This window comes from Moorena sp. (genome assembly GCF_982860115.1).
In genome coordinates this window covers 1-5,749 of sequence record NZ_CEYLVT010000338.1, presented here as the reverse complement: position 1 = coordinate 5,749, position 5,749 = coordinate 1, and the positions used below count along the sequence as shown (strand labels likewise).

Sequence of the window (5,749 nt, the reverse complement as noted above, 5' to 3'; positions counted from 1 at the left end):
AATCCTACAAACTTTACATACCAAGCATTTCAGGCTGTTTCGTCGCCCCCCCAGGATAAAAGCTACAAATTTCTGTTAACAAGCAATATGGGAAACACCAGAGATGAAGAAAAGATAAATTATTTTCATTCTGATGCAGGGGAATACAAAAAAATAGTTGACTATTTTGACAAAAAAGTCGATCAAAATATAGAATTATACAAAGTAATAATGGATAAAAATTTAGGAATAAAGAGGATTACACATGACAAGGGTCGGCGGAATAAAGCAAATATAAACTACTTAAGTGCGAAAAGAAATAAGGAAAAATACGAAAAAAGAAAAGCCAATATTGTCAGAGGCATCAGAAGAACTTTAAAAGGTACTGCTTCAAGTAAAGGAATTGATAAAAGCTTGGTACAGAAAGATGTTGAGCAAATTCTTAAACTAGGAACATTAATTGCAACATCAGAAACATTGCGTTCTGGTATAGCGCCCCATATTGCTATTGCTAATCTCCATTTTCTAAAGAGGAATCAATTTTCCTTTGCTGATGTTTTTGGTACGGGAAGTGAAGCTCCAAAGGAGCTTGGTTTTATTGCAGCAGCAAAAGGTGGAGCAGATGCCATGAGAAAGTTTGCTGAAGGAAAGCAAAAAAACTTCGATTTCTTGAAAGGAGTTATAGATGAATTTGAAACGGCTAAAACAGGATTAGGTAAACCCAAAATAAATTTCATGGAACACTCTAAGAAGTATTTTCCCCATACTTTGAAGTAGTGCGATCGCCTCCCTCGTAGTACGATCGCCGATCTTGTAGGGTGCGTTAAGGAAGTGTAACGCACCGCAATCCAACCCAATCCCCAAACTTAAAACACCAAAAAAAGAGGTAAAAATGTCAGAATTAACCGCAATTAAAAACAACGAAATTCTCAAGCCATTCTTTGACCGTAACCAAGACGTTGACTTACTAAGCTTTAAATTCTTCGATCAGAATGCTCTGACCTCATTAAATTGGGAAAGTTTAGACCAAGATCCTATCGTTGATCGTCTCAAAGCCTGCCAACGACTATTGCGCTTGGGTGTTGATGCACAAGAAGCAATGGCTTTATCTGAAAGCGATCGCAAATTAGATTCTGCCTTAGCCATCGCCTCCCTCTCCGAAACTGCCTTTGTGGAAGCGGCTAACTTTAGTAACCCCGAAAAGGCCAAAACAGTTCATCGCCAGGCCAGGGAAAAAACAGCAGGATTAATGGTTTTTTTGGCTAATGCCATCCAGTTTAGTTCCCCACGCCAGGCAACGGCATTATTTGACAGCGCCCAGTCAATCAGGAATAGTTTAGGGGATATTCCCAGCTACCCAGAATTATTCGGCAGTCTGGATTATTTACAATGCGAACCCTGTCAGTCGATTTTTAGCCCATCTGCCTATTTTGTCGATTTAATGCGGATGGTTGAAGAGTATATTGTTGAGACTGACGATAACCTGAGTCTCAACGGTCGTCGCCCCGATTTAGAAAATATTCTCTTGACTTGCGACAATACTAATGATACGGTTCCCTACACCCAAATTGTCAGCGAAGTTTTAGAGGAAAAACTGAAAAAGGAACTGGAAGGAGAGGATGTATTTAAACATCTGGCGACGGTTCTATATCCCCGGAATTTGCCCTTCAATATTTATCTGGAACAGATGCGGATTTATCTCGGCAATTTAGAGACGAGTCTTGCGGATATTTACCAAACATTTCATCCTCAACAACCTGACAGTATGCCTTGGGCAAGGGAGTATTTAGGGCTTTCTCCAGAAGACTATAATTTGATCATCACAGAAAACGCTAATGCTGGAAGTTTGAGCGATCGCTACGGCGTTACAGTGTCGGAATCTGACTTAGGCGGATTAGACGAAAAAGACATATTCCTCAAACAAACAAAACTCTCTTGGCAGGAATTAAATGACTTACTCTATCAAAATCTTTCCTCAGGAGACGAAGGCGAAATTGAAAAAGGCGTAGCTGATCAGTTCTACATCAATCAAGGGTTATCAGATGAAGATACAAATGAAGATACAAAGAAATATATTTACCTGAACGATGAAGACAAAATAAAAATTAAAGTTCTCGATTCAGAGGAAGATGAAGAACTTACCTTGGGGGCACTCGATCGCATCGATCGCTTCCTGCGTCTGGCTGCAAAACTGGATTGGTCTTTTGCCGATTTGGACTGGGTTCTCGCTTCTATCTCCTCTGATGGAACTAAAAAGATTGATGAAAAAGCGATTAAAAAAATTGCCCAAATTAAGCGACTGGAAGTCCAAACCAAGTTGCCCTTAGACGTGCTGTGCAGTTTTTGGCACGACATGAAGACGATAGGGAAAGGTGACAAACCAGAACGCCGCCCTCAAGACTTATTCAATCGCATCTTTAACAACCCGTTTATTTTTCAGGGACAAGAAGAATTTCCGCCTGCAGAACCTTGGGAAATTGATGGCACCGACGAGCGCAATTCTCTGCTGCGAAAGCGCCTCCTGGCAGCCTTGAAATTGAAGGATAAGGATTTTCATGTGCTGGTTAAGGGAATGTTTCCAAAACAGGAATCCATTCCTTTAGACATTGCCAATTTGTCAAGACTTTTCCGGAATGCCCAAGTGCTTAATTTACTTGGATTAAAGGGAGAAGAGTATCAACTGCTGTTAAAGTTCCTCGATCAATCCTTGCAATCCCCTGAAAAACTGGACATCGAAGAACTAATCGCGATCGCTGACTTAGCTCAATGGCTGAAAGCATCGGGTTTCACCCTCTACGAACTCGACTACATTCTCTATGGAATTGAGTCTACTTCTGTGGAAGTCGTTTTGCCAGAAAATAATTTGGAATCCTTAATGGAGAGTTTATGGGAAAACGTCCAACTACCAGAAGGAGACTTAAGTGACGAACAACGAAATGAATTGAATGAAACCATCGCCCAAATGGTTGGCATTGAGCCTGGTTTATTCTCTATCTTAGCCCCGGTGGGTGCAGAAGGAGAAGACTATATCAAACTGCTGTTAACTCCAGTTGAAACAGGAACAGATGAATGGGAGCGGATTGTCCGGTGTTTGAAATACATCTCGCAAATGTACTTGCTGGTTTTCAAACTCCCCCTGACAGATCCAGAAATAACGAGCGTTATCAACAATCGCAAAGCCTACAATATCCAATCCCTGACAGAGCTCAAAGTTGGAGAAGTCGAGACTCTCTACCGATTTAAGCACGAATTAGTCGGTCATTTCGATGAACCCGATAATGGGGTAATTGAATATTTGGAAAAGCCTTCTATCAAAGATCTAGCCGAACTGACAGGCTGGAATCAACAACAAATCCAGCAAGTTATTGACTATTTCAACCCCTCACAAGAAGAACCCTCAGAAGAGGAACCCTCAGGAGAAGAAGAATTCTATGATTCAGTAGAAGGTTTGCTGAAACTCAAGGGATGTTTTGACCTCAGTCTTGACCTGGGCTGTCGCGTTCAGATATTATGCGATCTGTGCGATTTATTGAAAGATGGAGCGGCAAGTGAAGATTGGGAGACTTATAAAAATCAAGCCAACTCTATAGTTAATTTAACCCAAGCAAAGTACGGTTATGAAGAATGGATTGAAGTTTTTGGAAAGCTCAATGGCGCTGTTACAGAACGCCAAAGCCAAATTCTCTCTGAGTTTGCTTTGTGGAAACTAGAGATGGCAAATTTGCGCCAACTTTCGGAATATCTGCTGCTAGATGTGGAGATGACCAGTTGTGCTCGTAATTCTCCCATTCAGTTGGCCATTTTGTCAGTAAAAACTTATTTGCAGCGCTGTCAAATGGGTATAGAACCGGGTGTAAGTGAGGTGAAGATTCCCCCAGTGTGGTGGGAATGGATTATGAATTATCGCCTGTGGGAAGCTAACCGCAAGGTGTTTTTGTACCCGGAAAACTACATCGACCCCAGTTTGCGTCGGGATGCGTCTCCTATTTTTAAGGAATTGCAGGATGAGTTATTGCAGTCGGAGATTACGGCGGCTACGGTAGAAGTGGCCTATCACAATTACTTTGATAAGTTGGCGGAACTGGCAAAGCTGCAAATTGTTGATAGCGGTCGCTTTTTCGTGCAAACGCCAAAAAGTCCCGAACCCATTGAAACGTTGTTGATTTTGGCGAAAACCCTAACTCAACCCCAGACCTTCTATTATCGAACTTGCGAGCGACCTTCCGATAATAAACCCCTGTGGGGACATTGGCAAAAAATTGACCTGCAAATTAACTCGGACTATTTGGCACCTGTGTATGCATTTAATCGTTTGTTTGTTTTTTGGGTGGAGACGAAGGATATTGAAAGACCCCAGGGCAATGATGAAAAACCCGAGGGCAATGATGAAAATGAGACAGTGAAGATTACCCGGGCAACGATTAAGTATTCCTTTCAGAACGTCGCTCAGAAATGGGTGGCACCCCAAGACCTGCTTACAGATGTAGAAATTCCCAATGGTAGTAATAATGTAGACGATTCCAGCTTGGGCGAGGATTTTTGGCAGCAAGTTTACCCTATGGTAGTTCCAGAGCCAAGCCTCCAGTCTGGACTGATAACAAGTGTCTTTGGCGGCTTGCAGTCTGTGTTAGCAAGGGAATTTAATGCCAAACAAAACTCGTTTTTTGAAGAAAGAAAGAACAATATTAAAGATTCAGAATTGAAAGCAACAATTGCTAGCGATTTATTACCAGCTATTACAACTTTCCTAGAAAGATATAATGGTCCAAACCTTTCCCAGGGACGTCTTAATTTAGCAGCGACAACAGTAGAAAATCTAGCTATTTTTGCTGGGGGCGTGAACGCTGAGGCTGAGATTTCGGACAGAGTGGATATTTTTGAATATCAAGACGGGACTTTGGTAAGAAAAGAACACAACCTCAAACTTTCCGTGGGACGTCAGGATTTAGTAGCAACAACAGTAGGGAATCTCGCTATCTTTGCTGGAGGTACTGATGGCGGTTATTTGGACGTAGTGGATGTTTTTGCATACCAAAACGGGACTTTGGTCAAAAAAGAACACAATCTCAAACTTTCCGTGGGATGTTCTCATTTAGCAGCAACAACAGTAGGGAATCTCGCTATTTTTGCTGGAGGCATGACCAGCGAGGATTTTTCGGACGTAATAGATGTTTTTGCATACCAAAATGGGGAGTTGGTCAAAAAAGAACACAACCTCAACTTGTCAGAGGCACGTTCTCGTTTAGCAGCAACAACAGTAGGGAATTTCGCTATCTTCGCTGGGGGCAGTACTCCAAATTATTTGGACGTAGTGGATGTTTTTGCATACCAAAACGGGACTTTGGTCAGAAAAGAACTCAACCTCAACTTGTCAGAGGCACGTAGTTTTTTTGCAGCAACAACAGTAGGGGATCTCGCTATCTTCGCTGGAGGCTTCGATGACAAGGATAATTATTCAGACGTAGTGGATGTTTTTGAATATCAAAACGGGACTTTGGTCAAAAAAGAACACGATCTCGAACTTTCAGTGCCACGTTCTCGTTTAGCAGCAACAACAGTAGGGAATCTAGCTATTTTTGCTGGGGGCTATCACGATCATATTTTGGACGCAGTGGATGTTTTTGAATATCAACACAATAGTTTGGTTAAAAAAGAACGCAAGCTCGAATTGTCAGAGGCTCGTAGGGATTTACCAGCAACAACAGTAGGGAATCTAGCTAGCAGGGGGACAACGAAGCTTGTAACATAGACAGGGCTTGTTCTCTAGCCC

The 5,749-nt window shown here is 42.0% G+C and carries 2 protein-coding genes; both read left to right on the top strand.

The window, feature by feature from the left end; all coding sequences use genetic code 11:
- A partial coding sequence (locus AC4II3_RS30760) for a hypothetical protein (RefSeq protein ID WP_488016190.1) occupies positions 1–756 on the top strand: 756 nt, incomplete at its 5' end.
- A 115-nt stretch (positions 757–871) separates the two neighbouring features.
- The gene (locus tag AC4II3_RS30755) at positions 872–5,728 is read left to right on the top strand and encodes a neuraminidase-like domain-containing protein (protein ID WP_488016188.1); all 4,857 of its coding nucleotides are present in this window, start codon (positions 872–874) and stop codon (positions 5,726–5,728) included.
- The last annotated feature ends 21 nt before the right edge of the window (positions 5,729–5,749 follow it).